18 protein-coding genes are annotated in these 21,828 nt (G+C 55.4%); 12 read left to right on the forward strand and 6 right to left on the reverse strand.

All coding sequences use genetic code 11. From position 1 onward, the window contains the following. The first annotated feature begins 65 nt into the window (after positions 1–65). A complete protein-coding gene (rstA, locus tag B9Y90_RS15745) occupies positions 66–794 on the forward strand; it encodes a two-component system response regulator RstA (protein ID WP_039292609.1) in 729 nt (242 codons plus the stop codon). A 56-nt stretch (positions 795–850) separates the two neighbouring features. Here the strand turns inward: rstA and B9Y90_RS15750 are convergent, their stop codons facing one another. Next, positions 851–1,198, reverse strand: a complete 348-nt coding sequence (locus B9Y90_RS15750; protein WP_085541792.1) for a hypothetical protein — start codon at positions 1,196–1,198, stop codon at positions 851–853. Between the two features lie 274 nt (positions 1,199–1,472). On the opposite strand from B9Y90_RS15750, the gene rstB reads away from it, so the two are divergent. Together rstB and tus are read left to right on the forward strand one after the other, a co-directional pair. Further along, the gene (gene rstB / locus B9Y90_RS15755; protein WP_085541793.1) at positions 1,473–2,768 is read left to right on the forward strand and encodes a two-component system sensor histidine kinase RstB; all 1,296 of its coding nucleotides are present in this window, start codon (positions 1,473–1,475) and stop codon (positions 2,766–2,768) included. 121 nt (positions 2,769–2,889) lie between these two features. Then, complete coding sequence (tus, locus tag B9Y90_RS15760) at positions 2,890–3,819, forward strand: DNA replication terminus site-binding protein (protein ID WP_085541794.1); 930 nt, start codon at positions 2,890–2,892, stop codon at positions 3,817–3,819. 2 nt (positions 3,820–3,821) lie between these two features. On the opposite strand, the gene fumC is transcribed toward tus, so the two are convergent. Both fumC and fumA read right to left on the reverse strand, forming a co-directional pair. Next, entirely contained in the window at positions 3,822–5,219 is a 1,398-nt protein-coding gene (gene fumC / locus B9Y90_RS15765) for a class II fumarate hydratase (RefSeq protein WP_085541795.1), read from the reverse strand. A gap of 53 nt (positions 5,220–5,272) precedes the next feature. Beyond that, positions 5,273–6,919, reverse strand: a complete 1,647-nt coding sequence (gene fumA, locus B9Y90_RS15770) for a class I fumarate hydratase FumA (protein WP_008456390.1) — start codon at positions 6,917–6,919, stop codon at positions 5,273–5,275. Positions 6,920–7,125: 206 nt separating this feature from the next. Here fumA and manA point away from each other — a divergent pair, with 206 nt between their 5' ends. Continuing rightward, entirely contained in the window at positions 7,126–8,301 is a 1,176-nt protein-coding gene (gene manA, locus B9Y90_RS15775; protein WP_085541796.1) for a mannose-6-phosphate isomerase, read from the forward strand. Between the two features lie 126 nt (positions 8,302–8,427). Next, positions 8,428–10,011 carry a YdgA family protein gene (locus B9Y90_RS15780; RefSeq protein ID WP_085541830.1) on the forward strand — a complete coding sequence of 528 codons (1,584 nt, stop codon included), beginning with the start codon at positions 8,428–8,430 and terminating at the stop codon, positions 10,009–10,011. A gap of 32 nt (positions 10,012–10,043) precedes the next feature. Here B9Y90_RS15780 and B9Y90_RS15785 read toward each other — a convergent pair whose 3' ends face one another. Next, entirely contained in the window at positions 10,044–10,631 is a 588-nt protein-coding gene (locus tag B9Y90_RS15785; protein WP_085541797.1) for a GNAT family N-acetyltransferase, read from the reverse strand. Positions 10,632–10,647: 16 nt separating this feature from the next. After that, positions 10,648–11,682, reverse strand: a complete 1,035-nt coding sequence (locus B9Y90_RS15790; RefSeq protein WP_085541798.1) for a Mal regulon transcriptional regulator MalI — start codon at positions 11,680–11,682, stop codon at positions 10,648–10,650. A gap of 186 nt (positions 11,683–11,868) precedes the next feature. Between B9Y90_RS15790 and malX the strand changes: the two genes are divergently transcribed. The 7 genes from malX (at position 11,869) to add (ending at position 20,761) form a co-directional block, all read left to right on the forward strand. After that, on the forward strand, positions 11,869–13,458 hold the full coding sequence (gene malX, locus B9Y90_RS15795; RefSeq protein WP_039292582.1) for a maltose/glucose-specific PTS transporter subunit IIBC: 1,590 nt from the start codon (positions 11,869–11,871) through the stop codon (positions 13,456–13,458). Between the two features lie 90 nt (positions 13,459–13,548). Continuing rightward, positions 13,549–14,721, forward strand: coding sequence for a MalY/PatB family protein (locus B9Y90_RS15800; protein ID WP_085541799.1), 1,173 nt, complete (start codon positions 13,549–13,551; stop codon positions 14,719–14,721). A gap of 132 nt (positions 14,722–14,853) precedes the next feature. After that, positions 14,854–16,284, forward strand: a complete 1,431-nt coding sequence (locus B9Y90_RS15805; protein ID WP_085541800.1) for a CehA/McbA family metallohydrolase — start codon at positions 14,854–14,856, stop codon at positions 16,282–16,284. Between the two features lie 190 nt (positions 16,285–16,474). After that, positions 16,475–17,950 carry a peptide MFS transporter gene (locus B9Y90_RS15810; RefSeq protein ID WP_085541801.1) on the forward strand — a complete coding sequence of 492 codons (1,476 nt, stop codon included), beginning with the start codon at positions 16,475–16,477 and terminating at the stop codon, positions 17,948–17,950. A gap of 266 nt (positions 17,951–18,216) precedes the next feature. Further along, on the forward strand, positions 18,217–19,047 hold the full coding sequence (locus B9Y90_RS15815) for a class I SAM-dependent methyltransferase (protein ID WP_085541802.1): 831 nt from the start codon (positions 18,217–18,219) through the stop codon (positions 19,045–19,047). A gap of 132 nt (positions 19,048–19,179) precedes the next feature. Then, a complete protein-coding gene (locus B9Y90_RS15820) occupies positions 19,180–19,641 on the forward strand; it encodes a GNAT family N-acetyltransferase (RefSeq protein ID WP_039292568.1) in 462 nt (153 codons plus the stop codon). A 118-nt stretch (positions 19,642–19,759) separates the two neighbouring features. Then, positions 19,760–20,761, forward strand: a complete 1,002-nt coding sequence (add, locus tag B9Y90_RS15825; protein WP_085541803.1) for an adenosine deaminase — start codon at positions 19,760–19,762, stop codon at positions 20,759–20,761. Between the two features lie 45 nt (positions 20,762–20,806). Here add and B9Y90_RS15830 read toward each other — a convergent pair whose 3' ends face one another. Continuing rightward, positions 20,807–21,778, reverse strand: a complete 972-nt coding sequence (locus tag B9Y90_RS15830; RefSeq protein ID WP_085541804.1) for a bile acid:sodium symporter family protein — start codon at positions 21,776–21,778, stop codon at positions 20,807–20,809. Between the last annotated feature and the right edge of the window lie 50 nt (positions 21,779–21,828).

Consider the following 21,828-nt stretch of genomic DNA (forward strand, 5'->3'; position numbering starts at 1 on the left):
ACCATTAATGGTGTAATCTATTGCATCATTGTATGTTCAAATTTTAAAAGCCGACGCGGCGGATTATGAGCAAAATAGTTTACGTGGAAGACGATCCTGAGGTTGGTGGCCTGATAGCCGCTTATCTCGGGAAACATGACATTGACGTTATTGTCGAAACCCGCGGCGATCGCGCCGAGGCCGTTATCCAGCAACAGCAGCCTGACCTGGTACTACTGGATATTATGCTGCCAGGAAAAGATGGCATGACGCTATGTCGCGATCTTCGCCCGCAGTGGGATGGCCCGATTGTACTGCTGACGTCATTAGACAGTGATATGAACCACATCCTCTCACTTGAGATGGGTGCTAATGACTATATTTTGAAAACGACGCCGCCTGCCGTCCTCCTGGCACGGCTTCGTCTGCATCTGCGCCAGCGCGTTTCAGCGCAACAAACGGTCGAGACAACCACCAGTAACCTTAAACCGCATAAAGCTATCCGCTTTGGCACGCTGTGCATTGACCCGCTGAACCGCCAGGTGACGCTGGGGGATGACAATGTCGTGCTGTCTACCGCGGATTTCGATCTCCTGTGGGAGTTGGCAACGCATGCTGGACAGATAATGGATCGCGATGCCCTGTTAAAAAATCTGCGCGGCGTGACCTACGATGGAATGGATCGCAGCGTGGATGTGGCTATCTCCCGTCTGCGTAAAAAGTTACTCGATAATGCGACAGAGCCTTTCCGTATCAAAACCGTTCGCAACAAAGGCTATTTATTTGCCCCTCATGCCTGGGAAAGCGAAGCTTAATAATCGCGTTAGAGATAAAAATACCCGCCGACGCGGGTTTTAGATAATCACTTAATTTATAGAGATTTTATTTCAAGATAAGTCAGTAGATCGACGTTCTGTGTTTGCCTGGCCCTGTCATTCAACGCGGTAAGCGTGAAGCCATAGGCTTTATCACTTGCATCATTGACGCTGTAAGCAAATTGGCTCGAACCATCCTGAGTAATGCAGAGAATATCCCACTCCCCACTCTGCTGTTTGTTACTTGAGCAATGCTGCGGCCCGAAACTATAGGAAAGATAGGATTCGACCCGGTCTTGTGCAGCGGAAACGTAAGGAGGCACGGAAGAAGTAAAGCCAGAAACCATAACCACGCCAGCAGCAACCAGAACCGCGATAACAGCGAAACCCCATTTCTTGGTCATTTTCATATTCCTTATGAACGAACAGCTATAATAAATTTATTGTGAAGTGGCTTATGATAAATCGTATTAATTTTAGATAGAGATAGATTTAATACAAGAAAAATCCTAAAAAAATAGCACTTTATTTATCCGTACCCTATCCCTTACTGGCAAAGCGATGAAACACAAAATCACGTTGGATAATGCAATCAGCGGCCGGGAAGATATAATGCACCATAGCGCCTGCAGGGATGAAGGCGACACAATCAACCAATTGATTTAATGGTAAAATTTAATGAAAAAGCTGTTTGTACAGTTTTATCTTCTGCTGTTTGTCTGCTTCCTGGTGATGACCATGCTGGTCGGGCTGGTGTATAAGTTCACCGCCGAGCGGGCGGGCCGCCAGTCGCTGGATGATTTAATGAAAAGCTCGCTGTACCTGATGCGCAGCGAGCTACGTGAAATTCCGCCACGGGACTGGAATAAGACCATCAACGATCTCGACCTGAATCTCTCTTTTAAGCTCAATATTGAGCCGATGAGCAAGTTCAAACTCGATGATGTTGCCGCTCGCCACCTGCGTGAAGGCGAGATCGTGGCACTGGACGAAGAATATACGTTTATCCAGCGGATACCCCGCAGCCACTACGTGCTGGCCGTCGGCCCGATCCCCTACCTCTTTTATCTGCACCAGATGCGACTGCTGGATATTGGCCTGATTGCCTTTATCGCCATCTCACTCGCCTTCCCGGTGTTTATCTGGATGCGCCCACACTGGCAGGACATGCTCAAACTGGAAAGCGCCGCCCAGCGATTTGGTAAAGGGCACCTGGATGAGCACATTCATTTTGATAACGCCTCAAGCTTTGAACGACTTGGCATTGCCTTCAACCAAATGGCCGATAACATCAATGCCCTGATTGCCAGTAAGAAGCAACTGATTGACGGGATTGCACACGAGCTTCGTACCCCACTCGTTCGTCTGCGTTACCGCCTTGAAATGAGCGACAACCTCAGCGAAGAGGAATCTCTGGCGCTCAATCGGGATATTGGCCAGTTAGAGGCGTTGATTGACGAGCTACTGACATACGCCCGCCTCGACCGTCCGCAGACTGAACTTCATCTGGCGCACGTCAAATTTGCCAACTGGATGGAAACGCATATTGCCGACGTACAGCTCATTCACCGTCAGCGCCGGATTACGCTAGAAACAGATACCGTCACCGCCATTGACTATGGCGCGCTGGATCTGCGTCTCATGGAACGAGTCACGGATAACCTGATCAATAACGCGCTGCGTTACAGTGAGCAGCAGCTTCGTATCAGCCTGTGGAGAGAAGACGATATTGCCTATCTACAGGTTGAAGATGACGGTCCCGGTATCCCGGAAGAAGAGCGCGACCGCGTATTCGAGCCTTTTGTTCGCCTCGACCCCAGTCGGGACAGAGCAACCGGCGGCTGCGGGCTTGGCCTGGCGATAGTCCACTCTATTGCCGTGGCGATGGGTGGACACGTCACCATTGAAAGCAGCCCTTTGGGCGGTGCCAGCTTCCGTTTTGCATGGCCGATAAACACCACCTATCTCTCCTGAATTCTCCGGCCCGAGCGTGCTATCGGGCCTGTTTTTCCCTGGTGAACACAAACGACGCTATTGCTGATGTGGTTACCCATTGCTACAGTTAATTAGTATGTTGTAACTAATGTGAGTCGCTATGCCCCGCTACGATCTTATTGAACGCTTAACGTCCACCTGCAGGGAGCTGCAACAGCACCTGGCGATGCTCAAGGCACAGCTCGGTCAGCTCCGGCTGCTCAGCGGACGCGTCTTTACGCTGCCGGAAATAGAAAAAAGCAAAGAGCACGATCCGCTCTCTAAGATTGAAGTCACCCAGTACGTCGGGCAGGAAGCGCATCAGGCTGCAGTTGCCCACTTTACCCGGCTGTTTATCCAGCAGCAGTCGGAAAAAACCAGCACCAAGGCCGCCGTGCGTTTACCCGGCGTGCTCTGTTATTCGGTTAACGCAGAGCAATATCAACAAACGTTCGAGCTTCTGGAAGATATCAACAGGCTGAAACACGCGCTCGAGCAGATTATCAGCGTCGAGTCGGAGCTTCCCTCCGCCCAGCGTTTTGAATGGGTTCACCACCATATTCCCGGCCTGCTCACCCTGAACGCCTACCGCGCCATCACCCTGCTCGAAACGCCGGACACGGTACGTTTTGGCTGGGCGAATAAACAGATTGTCAAAAACCTTAGCCGCCAGCAGGTGCTTGAGATGTTAGAAAAAAGCCTGAATGCCGGGCGAGCCGTGCCGCCGTGGACGAAAGAACAGTGGGCCGAGCGCGTAGCGCAGGAAATCGATGATGTTCAAAGGCTGCCGGAAAGTATACGGCTAAAAATCAAACGGCCGGTCAAGGTACAACCTGTGGCCCGCGTGTGGTATCAGGCACAGCAGAAACAGGTGCAATATGCCTGCCCTTCTCCGCTGATTGTTTTGTGTAAGCAGGAGAGTGGCGAAACGCCTCCCGACACAGGAGAGTTGCTGAACTACGATGCCGAAAATATTCAGCATCGCTATAAGCCTAAAGCGCAGCCGCTGAGACTGATTATCCCGCGGCTGCACCTTTACTGCGAAGCGTAAAATTACGACTTCATGCTGCCGACCATATCCTCAGGGCGAACCCAGGCGTCGAACTCTTCCTCGGTCAGATAACCGAGTTTCAGCGCCGATGCTTTAAGGGTCAGCCCCTCTTTGTGGGCTTTTTTGGCAATTTCTGCCGCTTTGTCATAGCCGATATGGGTATTGAGCGCGGTCACCAGCATCAGCGACTCGTTCAGCAACTGGCTGATACGCTCGCGATTAGGCTCGATGCCCACCGCACAGTGCTCGTTGAAGCTTTCCATGCCGTCAGCCAGCAGGCGAACGGACTGCAGGAAGTTATGGATAACCATCGGGCGATAAACGTTCAGCTCGAAGTTACCGGACGCACCGCCGATGTTCACCGCCACGTCGTTGCCCAGCACCTGGCAGCAAAGCATGGTGACGGCTTCGCACTGGGTCGGGTTCACCTTCCCCGGCATGATGGAGCTGCCCGGTTCGTTCTCAGGAATCGACAGCTCGCCAATCCCACAACGTGGGCCGGAAGCTAGCCAGCGAACGTCGTTGGCAATTTTCATCATCGCCGAGGCCAGCCCTTTCAGCGCGCCATGCGCGTGAACCAGGGCATCGCAGGTGGCTAATGCTTCAAATTTGTTTGGCGCCGTCACAAACGGCTGCTTCGTGAAGTCAGCCAACTCTTTTGCCACTCGCACCGCATATTCAGGATGCGTGTTCAGCCCGGTACCCACCGCCGTGCCGCCCAATGCGAGCTCCGCCAGATGCGGCAAGCTATGGTCGATATGCTTCAGGTTATGCTCAAGCATAGCCACCCAGCCGGAGATCTCCTGCCCCAGCGTCAGCGGCGTGGCGTCCTGCAGGTGGGTACGGCCGATTTTGACGATATCCTTAAACGCATCGGCCTTTTTGGCCAGCGTTTGTTTGAGCACGTTTAACTGCGGCAACAGGTGCTCGCGAACCGCGATAATGGCCGCCACGTGCATGGCGGTCGGGAAAACGTCGTTCGAACTCTGACTTTTGTTCACGTCGTCGTTCGGGTGCACCAGTCGCTCCATCCCGCGCACGCCACCCAGAATTTCACTGGCGCGGTTCGCCAGCACTTCATTCATGTTCATGTTGCTTTGGGTGCCGGAGCCGGTCTGCCAGATAGCCAGCGGGAACTCACCGGGGTGCTTTCCTGCCAGCACTTCATCGGCGGCCGCGATAATAGCCGTGCCGCGCTCTGCGGGCAGCAGGCCGAGGTCAACGTTGACCTTTGCCGCCGCGCGCTTGGTGAGCGCCAGCGCCCGAATCAGCTCGGTGGGCATTTTCTCGGTAGAAATGCGGAAGTGCTCAAGTGAACGCTGGGTCTGTGCCCCCCACAGTTTATCTGCCGGGACGTCGATCGGGCCCATTGAGTCTTTTTCACTGCGACTGGATGTCATGCCTTTCTCCTTTGCGATAAAAAAAGCCGCCACTATAGGCGGCGGCTTGAGTATTACTTAACGCATCGAGAGCACTGTGAGGCCTGAATTTTCTGGAAGAAGTCGTTGCCTTTGTCATCCACAAGGATAAACGCCGGGAAGTCTTCCACTTCGATTTTCCAGATGGCTTCCATACCCAGTTCCGGGTACTCCACACACTCCAGACTCTTGATGCTGTTTTGCGCCAGCACGGCCGCCGGGCCACCGATGCTGCCCAGGTAGAATCCACCGTGTTTGTGACAGGCGTCGGTCACCTGCTGGCTGCGGTTGCCTTTGGCCAGCATGATCATGCTGCCGCCGTTGGCCTGCAGCTGATCCACGTAGGAGTCCATGCGGCCCGCCGTCGTCGGCCCTAATGATCCGGATGCGTAGCCGTCAGGCGTTTTGGCCGGGCCTGCGTAATAAATCGGGTGATCTTTCACGTACTGCGGCAGATCTTCCCCGTTATCGAGACGTTCTTTCAGTTTAGCGTGGGCGATGTCACGCGCCACAATAATGGTGCCGGTTAACGACAGACGAGTGGACACCGGGAAGTCGGACAGCTGAGCAAGGATCTCTTTCATCGGGCGATTCAGGTTCACTTTCACCGCCTCGCCCTCGCCTGCCTGACGCAGCTCTTCCGGGATGTATTTGCCCGGATTGTGCTCCAGTTTTTCAAGCCAGATGCCGTCTTTGTTGATTTTGGCTTTGATGTTGCGGTCGGCGGAACAGGACACGCCCATCCCAACCGGGCAGGATGCGCCGTGACGCGGCAGACGAACAACGCGGATATCATGCGCGAAGTATTTGCCGCCGAACTGCGCGCCCAGACCAAGATTCTGCGCTTCTTTCAGCAGTTCTTCTTCCAGCTGCACGTCGCGGAACGCCTGACCGTATTCGTTGCCTTCCGTCGGCAGGCCGTCGTAGTACTTGGTTGACGCCAGCTTCACGGTTTTCAGCGTCGCTTCGGCAGACGTTCCGCCGATAACAAACGCCACGTGATACGGCGGGCAGGCCGCGGTACCTAACGTACGCATTTTCTCAACCAGGTAATCTTTCAGCTTCGCCGGGGTGATCAGCGCTTTGGTTTCCTGATAGAGGTAAGTTTTATTGGCAGAACCGCCGCCTTTGGCGATGCACAGGAATTTGTACTCGTCGCCGTCCACGCTGTAGAGATCAATCTGCGCTGGCAGGTTGGTACCCGTGTTCACCTCTTTGTACATATCCAGCGCGGCGTTCTGGGAATAGCGCAGGTTATCTTCAATAAAGGTGTTGTAGACGCCGCGAGACAGCGCTTCTTCGTCGCCGCCGCCGGTCCAGACGCGCTGGCCTTTTTTACCCATGATGATAGCGGTGCCGGTGTCCTGGCAGGTCGGCAGAATGCCCTTGGCGGCAATGTCTGAGTTACGCAGGAACTGCAGCGCAACGTATTTATCGTTCTCGCTGGCTTCCGGGTCACTCAGGATATCCGCCACCTGCTGCTGGTGCGCCGGGCGCAGCATAAACGAAGCGTCGTGGAAGGCATGTTGGGCCAGCAGCGTCAGGGCCTGAGGATCAACCTTGAGGATTTGCTGGCCGTCAAACTCGGCGACGGAAACATAGTCGGAGCTCAGGAGGTAATATTCGGTCGGGTCTTTTTGGAGCGGGAAAGGCTCCTGGTAATGGAAGGGTTTATTCGACATATTTCTCTCACTTGCGACAACAGTAACGTTAATTTTTATATTTCAGCGCAGGATCTTACGCTGCGTTCCAAAAACAAGTCATAACATGCTACACAATTTTTTAACAGAAACTGAGACTAATACGACTTTTTGTTGCCCTGGTTACTTCGCGGCGGATAATTGGTTTAATAACTGAAACTTCGACTCAATGATGACAGGGACCTGAGATGCAAAAATTGATCAATGCGGTACAAAATTATACCTGGGGAAGTGAAACGGCGCTAACGGAACTGTACGGCATCGCCAACCCGCAGCATAAGCCCATGGCCGAACTGTGGATGGGCGCTCACCCAAAGAGTAGCTCAAAAGTGCTCGATGCCAACGGGCAACCGCACGCATTGCGCGATGTGATTGACGCCGACAAGCAAGCGCTGTTGGGGAAAGCCGTTGCCGGGCGTTTTGGCGAGCTGCCTTTCCTGTTCAAAGTCCTTTGTGCCGCCCAGCCCCTCTCCATTCAGGTTCACCCGAACAAAAAAGCGTCTGAAATCGGCTTTGCGAAAGAAAATGCAGCGGGTATTCCGCTTGATGCCGCAGAACGTAACTACAAAGATCCTAACCACAAACCTGAACTGGTCTTTGCCCTGACGCCGTTCCTCGCGATGAACGCTTTCCGCGAATTCTCTGACATTGTGTCGCTACTGCAGCCGGTATCTGGCGCTCATCCGCTGATTGCGCATTTCCTCCAGCAGCCCGGGGCCGAAAGTCTGGCGCAGCTGTTTGCCGGCCTGCTGAATATGCAGGGCGAAGAAAAAGCCCTGGCGCTCGGCGTGCTGAAAGCTGCCCTGAATAATCAGCAGGGTGAGCCGTGGGAAACCATTCGCGTGATTTCCGAATTCTACCCGGACGACAGCGGCCTCTTCTCCCCGCTGCTGCTGAACGTGGTTAAGCTTGAGCCCGGCGAGGCAATGTTCCTGTTCGCCGAAACCCCACATGCCTACCTGAACGGTGTGGCGCTGGAAGTGATGGCCAACTCTGACAACGTGCTGCGTGCCGGATTAACGCCGAAGTACATTGATATTCCTGAACTGGTGGCTAACGTTAAGTTCGAGCCAAAACCGGCCAACCAACTGCTGACCCAGCCGCAGAAAACCGGCAGCGAGCTGGACTTCGCTATTCCTGTGGATGACTTTGCCTTTTCCCTGCACGACCTGAGTACGCAGGAAGCCGCGCTGGCACAGCAAAGCGCAGCCATTGTGTTCTGCGTTGAAGGTGAAGCCGTGCTAACCAAAGACGCCCAGCGTCTGGTGCTGAAGCCGGGTGAGTCTGCGTTTATTAGCGCCGCCGAGTCGCCAATTGCCGTCAGCGGCGTTGGCCGGGTAGCACGAGTGTTTAATAAACTTTAACTTACTGATCTTTTTAGCGCGTATTGCTAAGCTAGTAAGCATGTTGACGAAAACGCCTGATAACAGGCGTTTTTCTTTCGCCCGGTGGGGGACGGCTACCGGCTTCTATACATGGATAATGACACGATGAAAAAATCTCTGGTTGCGGTTGGGGTAATTGTTGCGCTGGGCGTGGTATGGACCGGCGGAGCGTGGTTTACGGGTAAACAGCTCGAAGGTCGTATGGCCGAAATGATTGATAACGCCAATGCTGAAATCAAAAATTCAGCACCGGAATCGGGGATTGTGCTGAGCTACCAGGACTACAAACGTGGGCTTTTCCACAGTTCGGTACAGCTGGTGGTTAAGCAGGCTGCCGGGACGAAAAATGCCCTGCTCACGCCAGAACAAAGCGTGTTATTCAACGAAACCATCGATCATGGTCCTTTCCCGTTCGCGCAGCTGAAGAAATTCAACCTGATACCGAGCATGGCGTCGATCCACACCGAACTGGTGAATAACGACGTGACCAAACATCTTTTCACGCTGACCAAAGATAAGCCGCTTATCGGCGTGGAAACTCGCGTCGGCTACAGCGGCGCAACGTCTTCGGATATCGCGCTGGCGGCCATTGATGCCACCGAGGGTGAAGACAAGTTCAGCTTCAGCGGCGGCAAGTTCACCGCCGACGTGGACGGCGCAGGAAATGAAATCGCCCTTTCCGGCTCGGCCGACAGCGGCCTTGTGAACACCGTCAACGAATACGGCCAGCGCGTGCAGCTCTCTTTCAACGGGATCAAAACCGACGGAGACAGCAAACGCAGCCTGTTTGACCAGCGCGTAGGCTCACAGAAAGCGACTATCGACAAGCTATCTATGGTTGTGGACGGCAAAGAAATTGCCGTTGTCGAAGGCTTCAACCTGAACGCAAAATCTGACGTGCAGGACGACAAAAAGCACTTTACCGGCCAGTTCGACTACAGCCTGGATGCGCTGAAAGTCCAGAACCAGAACATGGGCAGCGGCAAGCTGACGCTTAAGCTCGGCAATATTGATGCCGCCGCACTACGCGACTTTACCCAGAAGTACAACGCTGGCGTACAGCAGCTAATGGCCGACCCGGCGCTGCAGCAAAACCCTGAGCTCTACCAGCAAAAATCCGTGGAGCTGATTAGCGCTAACCTGCCGCTGCTGCTGAAGGGCAACCCTATCATTACCGTTGCCCCGCTGAGCTGGAAGAACGCGAAAGGCGAATCGACCTTTAACCTGTCCCTGTTCATGAAAGATCCTCAGGGCGCAACCGGCCCGGCCAATACGCCGGAAGAGCAGCTGGATCGCTACGTGAAATCTCTCGACGCGAAGCTGGTGATCCCTATGCCAATGGCTACAGGGCTGATGTCCCAGGTGGCACAGCTGGAAGGCTACAGTCCGGAAGAGTCGGACAAACTCGCCGGCCAGCAGATCAAAGGCCTCGCCGCCATGGGCCAGATGTTCCGCATCACCAAGGTTGACGGCGATAACATCACCACCAGCCTGCAATACGGCAGCGGAAAAGCCTCGCTGAACGGCGAGCAGATGTCGCTGGGTGAGTTGTTCAGCATGTTCGCCCTGCCAGCGGGTATGGGTGGCCCGGCGCTGCAGGATAACGACAGCGATGCCGTACCGCAGCCGCAGGACGAAGCGCCGGGGGATGATTCATCTCCGGACGCCGACCCGGCACCTCAGCAGTAAGCCATACAAAAACCCGCCAGATGGCGGGTTTTTTAGTTTCTGCCAGCCAGCAGCGCCGCAAGCGAGTCCCGAATCTCCGGCCATTCATCGTCAATAATGCTAAATCTCACCGAGTCACGCTTTCGGCCATCCGGCATAATCCGCTCGTGTCTGACTATTCCTTCCTGCTTCGCGCCTAATCTCAGAATGGCGCGGCGAGATTTTTCGTTGATCACATCCGTGGTGAACTGCACCCGCACACAATCCAGCGTCTCAAACGCATATTGCAGCATCAGAAATTTGGCTTCGGTATTGGCCCATGTGCGCTGCCAGCGGGTGGCAAGCCACGTACTGCCAATTTCAAGCTTGCGGTTTTTCATATCTATTTTCCAAAACCGCGTGCAGCCAATCACGTTTCCAGACTCAATATCTATCGTCACGAACGGCAAAATTGTCCCTGCCTGCCGCCCATTGAGTGCATGCTGGATGTAGTCGTTTACCGTCTGTGCGGACGGCACAACGGTAAACGGCAAGTTCCACAGCTCACCGTCAGAGGCGGCCTCAACCAGCAGTGGAGCATCGCTCAGTTCCAGGGGTCTAAGCTTGACACGCTGGCCGGTAAGTGTAGGAAAGTCGCTCATGTGATCCCTGCAAAAGTTAGTTTTTAATAGTGATTAACCGCGCCGGCATGATCTGGTTGCTGTACACGACGTCGCTTTCCTGGGCCCGCTGGAGAATGCGCTGCGCCGCGCTGCGACCAATTTCCCTTGCAGGCGTCGTCACCCAGGTCATCGGCACGTCGTCCAGGTCATCTTCTGTGACTTCAGCAAAGCCTGCCAGCGCGATGTGCCGGTCGTAATAACTGTCCACGCTGCCGCCACCCATCTGCCAGCCTGCACGGGTCAGGCCGAACCATGCCCCCATCGCCACTGTACTGTTGTGGCAAACCACGGCGCTGATGGTCGGAAAGTTGTGCAGCAGTTCCGTGATGGCATCCGCCGCCTGCTTCTGGCTCGGCTCGCACTCGAGGATCCAGTCGCTATGGAAAGGCAGTCCATGCTGCATCAGGGTGGCGCAAAACCCGCCCAGCCGCTCCGCCCGCGTTAACGACGAGCTACGCCCGCCGAGCCAGGCAATACGCTGATGCCCGCGTTTAATCAGATGCTCGGTCACCATTTGCGCCGCCTGCATATTATCCGGGCGGATAATATCAACCTCGTCCAGATAACTTGCCCGCGAGGCAAACACCAGCGGCACCTTATTCTGTACTGCCATATCCCGCAGGTCCGCCCCCTGGCCTGCCGCCCCGGCAATAATAATGCCGTCCACGCCCTGGGCCACCAGCGTGTCGAAACAGCGCTGCATGTGCTGCCCCTGGCTTCCGCTCTGGGTAAGAAACAGAAGCTGGCCCTGCTGCTCCAGCGCTTCCGTTAACCCGGCGGTCAACTCCGCATAAAAAGGATTACAGAGGTCGCGGACAATCAGGCCAATCACCCCGCTCTGCCCGCCGCGTAGCGAAGCCGCCTGGCGATTACGCACAAAGCCTAACTTTTCGATAGCCTCATTCACCCGCTGACCGGTGGCGGTGGAGATCCTGCCCTTGCCGCTAAGCACCAGCGATACCGTGGTCACCGAGACACCTGCGGCCTCGGCAACCTCGTTGATAGTGATTCTTTTGGTCAGCGTCGACATCGTTAAGTCAGATCCTCCGTGAATCGATAAATATAAAGATAAAACGTTTTACTTATGCTGGCATATTCAACTTCATTATGCGCGGTAATTCTGCGATCGTCCTCACGATAAAATTGGGTAAAACGTTTTATCATTTTCAAACTTTACTTACACAACACCTCATTTTAACCGGGTCAAGGAGTCGTGATGGCGGCTAATACACCACAAAAAAAATCGCTTTGGGAGTTTTTCCAGAACCTCGGCAAGACTTTTATGTTGCCGGTCGCGCTGCTGTCATTCTGCGGCATCATGCTGGGGATCGGCAGTTCGCTGAGCAGCCATGACGTTGTGACCGAAATCCCGTGGCTGGGTAATCCGGTCTTACAGCTGATCTTTACCTGGATGAGCAAAATGGGCTCATTCGCGTTCAGCTTCCTGCCGGTGATGTTCTGTATCGCCATCCCGCTGGGCCTGGCGCGCGAGAATAAAGGCGTGGCCGCCTTCGCCGGTTTCGTTGGCTATATGGTAATGAACCTGGCGGTTAACTTCTGGCTGACCGCCAAAGGCATCCTGCCGACGACCGATGCGGCAATCCTCAAAGCCAACAACATTCAAAGCGTGCTCGGCGTGCAGTCTATTGATACCGGTATTCTCGGCGCGGTTATTGCCGGGATTATTGTTTATTTGCTGCACGAGCGTTTCCACAATATCCGCCTGCCGGACGCGTTAGCGTTCTTCGGCGGCACCCGCTTTGTACCGATCATTACCACCCTGGTGATGGGGCTGGTTGGCCTGGTTATTCCGCTGATCTGGCCAGTTTTTGCCGCCGGGATCAACGCCCTGGGCTACATGATCCACAGCGCAGGTATCTTTGGGCCAATGATCTTCGGTACCGGGGAGCGTCTGCTGCTGCCGTTCGGTCTGCAGCACATCCTGGTGGCTCTGATTCGCTTCACCGAAGCGGGTGGCACGATGGACGTTTGCGGCCACACCGTAAGCGGCGCGCTGACTATCTTCCAGGCGCAGCTGAGCTGCCCGACTACCCACGGCTTCTCTGAGAGCGCAACGCAGTTCCTGTCCCAGGGTAAAATGCCAGCGTTCCTCGGCGGCCTGCCAGGTGCCGCGCTGGCGATGTACCACTGCGCTCGCCCGGAAAACCGCCACAAGATTAAAGGGCTGTTGATCTCCGGCGTGATCGCCTGCGTCGTCGGCGGTACTACCGAACCTATCGAGTTCCTGTTCCTGTTCGTCGCCCCGGTGCTGTACCTCATTCACGCCGTGCTGACCGGGATTGGCTTCACCATGATGTCCGTACTGGGCGTGACTATCGGCAACACCGACGGCAACATTATCGACTTCTTCGTCTTCGGCGTGCTGCACGGCCTGTCCACCAAATGGTATATGGTGCCGGTTGTGGCTGCGGTATGGTTTGCTGGCTACTATGCCATCTTCCGATTCGCTATCACCCGCTTCAATATCAAAACCCCAGGGCGCGATATTGAAACCACCACCGCAGAAAAACCAGTTGGCGGCCACACGGGCAAATCTGGCTACAACGTGCCAGCGATTCTGGCGGCACTGGGCGGCAGCGATAACATTTCAACGCTGGATAACTGCATCACCCGCCTGCGTCTGTCGGTTAAAGACATGTCGCTGGTGGATACCGCGGCGCTGAAGGCCAACCGCGCCATCGGCGTGGTGAAGCTCAACGAACACAACCTGCAGGTGGTTATCGGGCCACAGGTTCAGTCGGTAAAAGATGAGATGGTCGGCCTGATGCGCACCGTCGAGGCTTAATTTATCCAGGAGCGCCCCGGCGCTCTTCATTATCAGACAAAGAGGGAAAGCGCGGTTTTCCCTCTTTGTGGTTAAAAGCTGTGAGGTTTTATGTTTGATTTTTCTGTGCCGGTTGACCGCCACGGCACCTGGTGCACCCAGTGGGATTACGTGGCCGACCGCTTCGGCGCCGCCGACCTGCTGCCCTTCACCATCTCCGACATGGATTTCCCTACCGCGCCCTGCATTCTTGATGCTCTGCAAAAAAGATTGGCCCACGGCGTGCTCGGCTACAGTCGCTGGAAGAACGACGATTTTCTCTCCGCTATCGCCCACTGGTATCAACAGCGTTTCGGCAGCACCATCGACCCGGAAAGCGTGGTCTACGGGCCTTCGGTGATTTACATGGTTTCGCAGCTTATACGGCAGTGGTCACAGCCGGGCGACGGCGTGCTGATTCACACCCCGGCGTACGATGCGTTCTACAAAGCAATTGAAGGCAATCAGCGTCAGGTTCTGAGCGCGCCGCTGCAAAAATCAGCGGAAGGCTGGCACTGCGATATGGCGGAGCTGGAAACCCTGCTCGCCCGGCCTGAATGTAAAATCATGCTGCTTTGCAGCCCGCATAACCCGACAGGCAAAGTCTGGACGCGGGAAGAGCTGACCACCATGGCTGGACTCTGCGAACGCCACGGCGTGCGGGTTATCAGCGATGAGATCCATATGGATATGGTGTGGGGCAATAACCGTCACATTCCGTGGTGCGAAGTTGGCCACGGCGGCTGGGCGTTGCTCACGTCCGGCTCCAAAAGCTTCAATATCCCCGCGCTCACCGGTGCTTATGGCCTGATAAATAATGAGGACGACCGCCAGCAGTACCTGAACGTGCTCAAAGGGCAGGATGGCCTCTCCTCTCCGGCCGTGCTGGCGGTTGTGGCTCATATCGCCGCCTACCGGGAAGGTCAACCCTGGCTTGACGCACTGCGAGACTACTTGCAAAGCAATTTGCAGTTCGTCGCCGACAGGCTGAACCAGGCATTTCCTGAACTTAACTGGCAGCCGCCGCAGTCAACCTACCTGGCCTGGGTTGATTTACGTCCGCTAGGGCTCGACGACAGAGCACTGCAGAAGGTGCTTATTGAAGAGCAGAAAGTCGCCATCATGCCTGGCTACACCTACGGCCTGGAAGGCAACGGTTTTGTGCGTCTTAACGCCGGGTGCCCACGCGTCAAACTTGAGGCTGGCGTCGAGCGGCTTATCAATGGGCTCCGTTCACTGAAATAGTCCTTAAAGGGGAGCCCGCTCCCCTTCTTCTCCTGCTGCATTCATCACTTCGTCATCTTTCCGACACCCAACCGACACACAATCTTCACCCGCTCCCCTTAATCTCGTGACAATTAAGAACAGGAGCAAATCATGCACGTTTTTTCCGGTGAAATTCCCTTCGGTCATGCCGTTCACACCTTCCCTGTGGCAGACAATACCCCGGCGATTAGCCTGACGGGCACGACGCTGCGTACCGGGCACCTCTACTGCTACCTTTACGACAGCCGCCAGCAGCTTCGTGCTTCGGTGATGCTGCAAAAACCGGAAAAGGTGCTGACAGTCTGCACAGACTGGGCTTCGGTGGGCGCCTTGCCGGGCGAACTGCCCACCGGAGAATGGCAGTTGCATATCTATAACGTCATCGGTGAAAGCCGCTCTCCGCAGCCCATGAGTTATCAACTGAACATCAGCTTTGACGCACTGGCCGCTCCCGTTGATTTTGAAAAACAAGACGTGCTGCGCCCGGATCACCAGGTCATTTTTGACTATCAGCGAGCGCTGAGCGATCGTCCCGGCTGGTATCGCGGGGACCTGCACGGCCATACCACGCTGTCCGACGGCAACAACACGCTGCCTGAGGCGCTGGATATCATGGCTTCACAGGGATTAGATTTCTTCTTCCTGACCGAGCACAACTTGTCCCACGCCTGCCTGCCGCGCCACGACAGCGTTTTGTTGCTGCCAAGTATTGAAGTTACCGCCGACAAAGGCCACCTGAACGTTCACGGCCCCGCTGCAACGCTGAATATGCTCAATGCAGATTACAGCAGCCGCGGCCTACTGACTCAGGGCATTGCGCTCAAGCGGCCAGAAAGCGTGCTGAGCGTAAACCACGCCATGCTGCACCCGTGGAGCTGGCTCTATAACGACATGCCGATGGCGGATATCGACGTGCTGGAAGTGCTCAACGACCCGACCTGGAAAAACGCCACCACCGCGAACGAGCAGGTGGTCGAGATCTTCACCACGCTGTGGAACGCGGGACACCGAATTTATGCCGTCGGCGGCAGCGACTGCCACATGCAACCCCACGAGCGCTATCCGCAGGCTACCGAGCCGTCCATGTACGGCGACCCGGCAACCTGGGTTTATGCCGAGGCGCTTAGCGGAGAGGCTATCCTGGCGGCCATCAAAAAAGGACATTGTTACTTTGAGCGCCGCTGCGGCCTGACGTTCAGCCTGAATGACGGCGCGCTGCTGCCGGGTGACGCCGCCGATGGCAAACAGATCGCCTTGACCGTGGCGGTAAAAGATAGAGAACAGCGCTACACGCTTCAGGTCGTATCGGAAGCGGGCATTCTGGCTGAATATCCCCTGGAAAATGCTCCGCAAGATATCCATGCAGATATGACAAAACATGCATGGGTTCGCTGGGATATTCGCCGCGAGGACGGCACGCTGGAGGGCATGATCAACCCGGTTTACTGCGCTCAGCATCCGCTATTTCTCTCGCCAGTCGGCGCAACCTGGGGTGAGGTGACCGGCCACCTTGAATTTCCCCGCAGCCCCGACTCGGAGTGATTTTTAAGCACTTTCGTCTGGTTATCTTTTTGGTTTGTAAAATTTTGAAATTATTTAATGTGAATATTTAGTCGTTCAGCTTTGCATAAAACCACTAAAAACGACGAAAATGCTCCCTCATCATAGTCATAGAAATTAAGACCCGATGACGCCCTGCTTCCCGGGTCTTTTTGTTGTTGAGAGAGACAATATGAGTTTATCTTCCGGCCACGCTTCGCATCAGGCCATTCCTCCCGGCTCGGGCGCGCTGTTCTTTATTCAGATGTTCGCCACCCTGGGCTTTGCGGTGCTTTACTCCACGCTGGTGCTTTACGTTACGAAGCGGCTGGGCTTTAGCGAAGGCGAGGCCGATGCCATGATGGGGATCTTCGGGGCATTCAACTACGGGCTGCACCTGTTTGGCGGCTGCCTCGGGGGCCGCTATCTGAGCAACCGGAACCTGTTTGTGCTGGGGATGCTGCTGCAGGTCGCGGGCTGCTATCTGATTGCCGACGCGGGCCTGACGGGCCTGTGGTGGGGGCTGGCGATGTTCCTGAGCGGCAGCGGGCTGAACGTCACCTGCCTGAACATGATGCTGACCCAGCGTTTCGCGCCGGATGACGATCGCCGAGAAGCCGCCTTCCTGTGGAACTACGCCGGGATGAACCTGGGCTTCTTTATCGGCTTTACCGTGGCGGGCTACTACCAGTTGACAGAAAGCTACCGGGCGCTGTTCCTGTTTGCTACCCTCGGCAACGTCGCCGCCATAGTCATTACCTTACTCCGCTGGCCGGTGCTGGCCGATATCAGCACCCCGCTGCAGCACGTCAAAGGGAGAGGGTTTTACCTGCGCATGGCTTTTGGCCTGCTGATCCTCATTCTTCTGGTTCCCGTCCTGCGCCTGCTGCTGGGGCACACCGAATTCAGCAGCACATTTGTTATCGTGCTGGGCGCGCTGGTCTTCCTGTCGCTCTGCGTCATGACCGCCCGCCACCCTCGCAAGCACGAACGTCGCCGCATGGTAGCCTACTTGTTGCTGGCAGCGGGCTCGCTGGTATTTTGGTCGCTGTACCAGCTGGCACCAATGGGGCTGACGTTGTTCGCCGAGCATAACGTCACCCTGAACGCTTTCGGCTGGGAAGTCTCTCCGCAGTGGCTGCAAAACATCAACACTATAGTCATCGTGATCGGCGGCCCGCTGATGGCCTGGCTGTTCAAACGCCTGCGCGATCGCGGCGTGCGCATCGACATACCCGCTCAGTTTGCCTCTTCGCTGTTCTGCATGGGTGTTGGCATGCTGGTGCTGCCGCTGGGCATTTCCCTCGCCGGCGCGGACGGCATGGTGGCGCTGAAATGGATTGTGCTGAGCTACATTCTGCAGAGCATCGGCGAGCTGCTGATTTCCCCGGTGGGCTACTCGATGATCGGCAAACTGGCCCCGGCCAACCTGCAGGGCCTGATGATGGGCTGCTGGATGATGGTTACGGGCGTGGCCTCCGTGCTGGCGGGCTATGTTTCCGGCCGTATGCCGCAAAACAGCGGCAGCACGCCGATACTGACCGACCCTGGCTATAGCAAAGTCTTTAGTCAGCTTGGCTGGGGCTCCGTCGCTACCGGCGTTATTTTACTGCTGCTGATCCCGCTGCTGCGCCGCCTGATCGAGCCAAAAAACATGGCTCAGGCCTGAGTCACAGGGCGCGGGGGAACCCGCGCTTTTTGTACTACCTCAAATGGTGGTTGACCCTCTTCCAGGCAGAAACTAAAGTTAATCACCCACTCTTTCTCCCCGAGGTTTGCAACGAAATGAACAACTAATGCGCTCGCTGCCTGACTTATGCCAGTGTGAATACGCATTGCTGTTTATTGTTGCAATTTCGTCTGTGTTTTTTGCCACACATCTTGCCGCCGTTCGCTATTCCCTGGCCCTGCTTTCACTCCCCAGAGGAAAACAAGATGCCTGATACACTTACCCACTCTTCCGACTTACTCGAGCACAACCGCGCCGCATGGGATGCCCTTGCCCGCCAGCAGTGCGAATGGTCACAGCCTGTCAGCACCGACATAATTGAGCAAGCTCGCCGAGGCGAGTGGCAGATTCATTTAACGCCAGGCAAGCTCCCTGACAGTTGGCTACCGAACGTGCAGGGAAAACGCATTCTCTGCCTGGCGTCTGCCGGAGGCCAGCAGGCGCCGGTACTGGCCGCTGCCGGGGCGGAAGTCACCGTATATGATTTATCGCAAGAACAGCTCAATAAAGACCGCTTTGTTGCGCAACGGGACAATCTGACGCTGACATTTGTCCAGGGCGATATGCGCGATCTGTCCCGTTTCGCGGATGAAAGCTTTGACTACATTATCCACCCGATATCCAACCAGTACGTGCCGGATATTCGCCCCGTCTGGCGCGGCTGTTATCGGGTTTTAGCGAGAGGCGGAAAGCTGTTATCCAGCTTTTTTAATCCGGTCGTTTTTATTGGCGATCGTGCAGCCAACTATGCCGAACAGGGCGTTATCCGCCCAAGATTCAGCCTGCCCTATTCTGACGTTAATGATCTAACAGCCGACGAGCTGGCCGCGAAACAGGCTCGGGGAGAAGCGTTCGTCTTCGGCCATTCACTGGCAGAACAGATCGGCGGGCAGCTTGAGGCGGGTTTCGTCCTGTCCGGTTTTTATGAAGATAAGCAGCCCAATCCACGTTTTTTGATTGACCAGTTTATGCCGACGTTTATCGCTACCTGCGCGATTAAATATGGATTGGCAGCCGTCGGTGAAACAGGCGAATAAAAAGATCTTTTTTATTTAAATATGCTTACAAACAACTTTTTATAAACCCCAAAAACAGCCAGCCCCAAAAGCTGGCTGTGATAGTATTTTCAGGCTTAAGCGTTTCTCCCTCCTCCTGATGGAAACCAGCCAATGACCGAAATACTGTTTCGCAAAGCGCAGCTTGCCGATGTTCCCGCCATTATCACCCTGCTAGCCGACGACATCCTGGGCCGTCTGAGAGAAGATCCCAGCCTTCCCTTAGATCAGCGCTACATTGAAGCTTTTCATGCCATCGATGCCGACCCGAATCAGCTACTTGCCGTGGCCGTATCCGGAGATGAGGTCATCGGGACGTTACAACTGACCTTTATTCAGGGCTTAGCGCGCAAAGGCGCGTGGCGCGGCCAGATTGAAGCGGTACGCATTGCGCGTTCGCAGAGAGGGACGGGGTTTGGGAAACAGATGGTGGATTGGGCCGTCCAGCAGTGCAAAGAAAGAGGCTGTCATCTCGTACAGCTCACAACGGACAAAACGCGGACGGATGCGCACCGCTTTTATGACAACCTTGGCTTTGAGGCCAGCCATCTGGGCTACAAGCTGACGCTGCAGTAATTTTCCTCAGCAAAAGCGCGACAGGGACGTTTGCGCAACAAAATGCTGACAGCCGTAGCAATTGCCCCCCATTTCTTTTTATAATACGCCGCACTTTAATCAAAAAAAGAGTGCGACCATGATTGATACCACCCTGCCGTTAACCGATTTGCACCGCCATCTTGATGGCAATATTCGTGCGCAAACCATCCTCGATCTCGGCCGCCAGTTTAATTTATCTTTGCCTGCCAACACCCTCGAAACCCTGCGTCCCCACGTTCAGGTCGTTGAAACTGCACCGGACCTGGTTAGCTTCCTGCAGAAGCTGGACTGGGGCGTTAAAGTGCTGGGCGATCTCGAGGCATGCCGCCGCGTCGCCTGGGAAAACATTGAAGACGCCGCCCGCAACAGCCTGCACTATGTGGAGCTGCGTTTCTCCCCTGGCTATATGGCGATGAGCCACAACCTGCCGGTCGTCGGCGTGGTTGAAGCGGTGATTGAAGGTGTTCGCCAGGGCTGTCGCGACTTTGGCGTTGAAGCCCGTCTGATCGGCATTATGAGCCGTACCTTTGGTGAAGCCGCCTGTGAAGCGGAACTGAACGCCCTGCTCGCCCACCGCGACAGCATCACCGCGCTGGACTTAGCCGGCGACGAACTCGGCTTCCCGGGGAGTCTGTTCCTGAATCACTTTAATCGTGCGCGGGACGCTGGCTGGCGGATTACCGTTCATGCCGGTGAAGCAGCCGGACCAGAAAGTATCTGGCAGGCTATTCGCGAGCTGGGCGCGGAGCGTATCGGCCACGGCGTAAAAGCGGTTGAAGATCCGGCGCTGATGGATTTCCTGGCCGAGCATAAAATCGGCATTGAGTCCTGCCTGACCTCAAATATTCAGACCAGCACCGTTGCGGCCCTGGACAAACACCCGCTTATTGCTTTCCTGGATCACGGCGTGCTGGCGACGATCAATACCGATGACCCGGCGGTTCAGGGCATCGATATTATTCATGAGTATACCGTCGCGGCACCTCAGGCCGGCCTCAGCGCGGCGCACATTCGCACCGCGCAGGAGAATGGCCTGAAGATTGCGTTCCTGAGCGAAGCCGAGAAACAGGCGCTTATCGCTAAGGTTAAGGCGGCGTAATCTCCCCGGCAGCTGGCGTCAGGACGCGGATTCCAGCTGCCGTTTTTATTCGGCCGTTTTGCGGGCATAGCGCTGAGCCAGAACGGCGCAAACCATCAGCTGGATTTGGTGGAAAATCATCAGCGGCAGTACCATCATCCCCACCGCACTCGCCGGGAACAACACATTGGCCATCGGTACGCCGTTAGCCAGGCTTTTCTTCGACCCACAAAACACGATAGTAATCTCGTCAGCCGTATTAAAGCCCAACAGGCGCGCCGCCAGCGTATTCACCACCAGCACAATGGCCAGCAGCACCAGTGAGCAGACCAGCACCATCAGCAGCGAGAAACCGTTGACCTGATGCCAAATCCCTTCGACTACCGCCTCGCTAAACGCGACATAGACGACCAGTAAAATGGACGATCTGTCGGTCAGGCCAATGAGCTTTTTATGGCGATCGACCCATTTGCCAATCAGCGGCCGGGAAAGATGCCCGATAACAAACGGCACCATCAGCTGCATAATGATTTTGCCAATGGCATGCAGCGTGTCGGTTGAGCCCTCCTGAGTCTGCATCAGCGCTCCGACGAGAACAGGCGAGAGGAAGATCCCCAGGATGCTGGACGCTGAAGCACTGCACACCGCCGCCGCGACGTTACCCCCAGCAACCGAAGTAAAGGCGATGGCCGACTGCACCGTCGCAGGCAGCGCACAAAGATAGAGGAAGCCCATATACAGCGGCTGGCTCAGAATCGCCGGAGAGAGAAAGCCCATCGCCAGCCCCAGCAGCGGGAACAGCGCAAAGGTACTGAGAAATACCACAAGGTGAAGTTTCCAGTGCCCCATCCCCGCCACAATGGCATCGCGGGAGAGTTTTGCCCCATGCATAAAGAAGAGTAACGCGATGGCAAACGTCGTCAGGTATTCAAACCCGGTTTTCACTATCCCTTCGCACGGGAACAGCGACGCCACGATCACCACGCCAATCATGATCAGTAAAAAATTATCGATTTTTAGTTTTTGTAGCCAACCCATCCTGTTCCTCTGCCTGCCAGACATTATTTTGGCTGTTACTTTGCAACAAA

The sequence above is a fragment of the Cedecea sp. NFIX57 genome, from assembly GCF_900177785.1.
In the GTDB taxonomy this organism is placed as follows: Bacteria; Pseudomonadota; Gammaproteobacteria; order Enterobacterales; family Enterobacteriaceae; genus Cedecea; species Cedecea neteri_C.

Coding starts and splice junctions, on each gene's coding strand:
- B9Y90_RS15790 (WP_085541798.1), bottom strand. CDS start 11,682: ATGTCGACGCTGACCAAAAGAATCACTATCAACGAGGTTGCCGAGGCC.
- B9Y90_RS15780 (WP_085541830.1), top strand. CDS start 8,428: ATGAAAAAATCTCTGGTTGCGGTTGGGGTAATTGTTGCGCTGGGCGTG.
- manA (WP_085541796.1), top strand. CDS start 7,126: ATGCAAAAATTGATCAATGCGGTACAAAATTATACCTGGGGAAGTGAA.
- B9Y90_RS15800 (WP_085541799.1), top strand. CDS start 13,549: ATGTTTGATTTTTCTGTGCCGGTTGACCGCCACGGCACCTGGTGCACC.
- malX (WP_039292582.1), top strand. CDS start 11,869: ATGGCGGCTAATACACCACAAAAAAAATCGCTTTGGGAGTTTTTCCAG.
- add (WP_085541803.1), top strand. CDS start 19,760: ATGATTGATACCACCCTGCCGTTAACCGATTTGCACCGCCATCTTGAT.
- B9Y90_RS15810 (WP_085541801.1), top strand. CDS start 16,475: ATGAGTTTATCTTCCGGCCACGCTTCGCATCAGGCCATTCCTCCCGGC.
- rstA (WP_039292609.1), top strand. CDS start 66: ATGAGCAAAATAGTTTACGTGGAAGACGATCCTGAGGTTGGTGGCCTG.
- rstB (WP_085541793.1), top strand. CDS start 1,473: ATGAAAAAGCTGTTTGTACAGTTTTATCTTCTGCTGTTTGTCTGCTTC.
- B9Y90_RS15785 (WP_085541797.1), bottom strand. CDS start 10,631: ATGAGCGACTTTCCTACACTTACCGGCCAGCGTGTCAAGCTTAGACCC.
- B9Y90_RS15820 (WP_039292568.1), top strand. CDS start 19,180: ATGACCGAAATACTGTTTCGCAAAGCGCAGCTTGCCGATGTTCCCGCC.
- B9Y90_RS15750 (WP_085541792.1), bottom strand. CDS start 1,198: ATGACCAAGAAATGGGGTTTCGCTGTTATCGCGGTTCTGGTTGCTGCT.
- fumC (WP_085541795.1), bottom strand. CDS start 5,219: ATGACATCCAGTCGCAGTGAAAAAGACTCAATGGGCCCGATCGACGTC.
- B9Y90_RS15815 (WP_085541802.1), top strand. CDS start 18,217: ATGCCTGATACACTTACCCACTCTTCCGACTTACTCGAGCACAACCGC.
- B9Y90_RS15830 (WP_085541804.1), bottom strand. CDS start 21,778: ATGGGTTGGCTACAAAAACTAAAAATCGATAATTTTTTACTGATCATG.
- tus (WP_085541794.1), top strand. CDS start 2,890: ATGCCCCGCTACGATCTTATTGAACGCTTAACGTCCACCTGCAGGGAG.
- fumA (WP_008456390.1), bottom strand. CDS start 6,919: ATGTCGAATAAACCCTTCCATTACCAGGAGCCTTTCCCGCTCCAAAAA.
- B9Y90_RS15805 (WP_085541800.1), top strand. CDS start 14,854: ATGCACGTTTTTTCCGGTGAAATTCCCTTCGGTCATGCCGTTCACACC.